Consider the following 2,160-nt stretch of genomic DNA (forward strand, 5'->3'; position numbering starts at 1 on the left):
CGGTCGGCCCGCACCAATTCCTGCACATCACGGTATTGGGGGAAAAGCGAAACGGGTGACACGGGCTTGTCGGCCAGCACACCTTCAAGATACTCGGTCAGCGCAAAACTGGCGCGTTCGATTTTTCCGGCAGCGTCCTGGCTGCATTGCTCAGGTTGCTGCACAAATTTCTGTACCGCAGCTTCCATCGCCCGCAACACCAAGGCTGGCCCCGCAAGGCCCACCATTTCAAGCGCGCCCACGGCCTGATGCAGTTGCTGCCGTGCGATGCGCAACTGGCTGGCGTCAAGCGCCGCAAGATCGGACCCACGCGCGGCTTCTGCGTCCCGCACAAAACGCTTCAGCGCTTTGGCAGCACCGTCCAGCGACTTGCGAAGTTCGTCAAGTACCCAGGCCAGGGGGCCCAGGTCATTGACAGCGAGGTCGAGCTCGGCAGCTGTTGAGTTCGGGACGTTGGATTGCATAGATAACGGGCCGGTTCAGGAATCGGTGTCAAGGGCGAAAGCTGCGTTCAGCGCACGACAAGCTGGCATCAGGCGATCTTGAATCGGGACACCGACTGGCGAAGCTCTTCGGCCATGCGGGAAAGGTCTCGCACCTGCTGTGCCGTGGAACGGGTACCTTCTCCCGTTTGCTCCGTCACCGCGAAAATGTGCTGAATATTGCCGGCCACCACGTTCGCCGATGCGGCTTCGCGGGAGGCGGAGTTTGAAATTTGCTCAATCAGGTCAGCAAGCCGGCGTGACACCTGGTCAATCTCGGTCAGYGCGGTACCCGCGTTATCGGACAGCTTGGCCCCTTCAACCACACCCTGCGTGGAGCGTTCCATAGCGGCCACGGCATCCTGCGTGTCGGTCTGAATTGCTTTCACCAGGGCCGAAATCTGGCGCGTAGCATCTGCGGAACGTTCAGCCAGTCGCTGCACCTCTTCCGCAACCACGGAGAAGCCTCGTCCGGCTTCACCGGCCGACGCGGCTTGAATGGCGGCGTTCAGTGCCAGCACGTTGGTCTGTTCGGTAATGTCTGAAATCAGTTCGGTAATTTCACCAATCTCCTGCGAGGACTCACCAAGTCGCTTGATCCGCTTGGAGGTTTCCTGAATCTGGTCGCGGATGGAGTTCATACCGCCGATGGCGTTCTGCACAGCCTGCAGGCCGGATTCGGCGGCGGTCAGCGATTGGCGCGCCACCTGGGAAGATTCCTGCGCCTGTGTGGACACCTCGTTAATTCGGGATGCCATGTCAAGCACTGACTGGCCGGTTTCACGAATCTCGCGCAGCTGCTCAGTGGACGCTGCCAGCAGTTCGGTAGAGGTACTTTCCACCTGGGCCGTCGTTTGCGCAACGCGGGTCGCCGTGTTCTGTACGTTACCCACCAGCTGCCGCAACTCTTCCACCGTGTAGTTCACCGAGTCGGCGATAGCGCCGGTAATGTCCTCGGTCACAGTCGCTTCCTGCGTCAAGTCACCTTCAGCCACTGTCTGCAACTCGTTCATCAACCGCAAAATGGCGGCCTGGTTGGCGTCGTTGACGCGCTTGGCGTCCTGCTCTTGCCCTTTCGCTTCCTGTCGCTGGGTTTCAGCAACAGCCTGACGCTGCTTACTGTCTTCCACCTGCAGCTTGGCCAGGCCAGCTGCGCACAATAGGGCAAAGGTAGCAGCACCCGCGAGGATGGCCAGCGACAAAACGCTCAGACCGGTTTGCAGCGACAACTTGCCCTGCAAATCCTCAAGGCCACGGCGGAGGGGCTCACTGTCCGCAATAATCGAAGATTGCGCTTCACGGGCAGACACCAGGCCCTGCAAGTTACCCAAAATGGCACCAGCTTGCACACGGGTTTGCTCATAGAGCGCCATCAGGGCTTCCAGCCGCTCGCGCGTTTGCGGATCTTTGGAGCCGGCCAGGCGCAACTCGGGGCTGCCTTCCTGCAAACCCTGCGCAATTTCCTTGAACGAGTTCAAATCCTTGCCCAGCAGGAACACGGCTTCAGGGCTCACGCCCTCCATGGTCAGGAACTCATTGGCAGACTTACCAATCCGCTGGGTCAACATCACCAGCTGACCGGATGCCGAAATTTCAGCCGGCGCCGCATTCTGCTGGAGTTTGAGTGACGAAACAGTTTCTGCAATTTCCAGCAAATCCGAAGACTGGCGGTTAATGG

The 2,160-nt window shown here is 59.6% G+C and carries 2 protein-coding genes; both read right to left on the reverse strand.

Annotated features, from left to right (window positions below):
• Positions 1–464: hypothetical protein (locus AC1D1X_RS21390; RefSeq protein WP_477699117.1), on the reverse strand; the 464-nt coding region annotated here is incomplete at its 3' end.
• A gap of 68 nt (positions 465–532) precedes the next feature.
• Positions 533–2,160 (reverse strand): methyl-accepting chemotaxis protein (locus tag AC1D1X_RS21395; RefSeq protein ID WP_477699118.1); only part of this gene is annotated, 1,628 nt, incomplete at its 5' end.

The sequence above is a fragment of the Polaromonas sp. P1_G4 genome, from assembly GCF_056405475.1.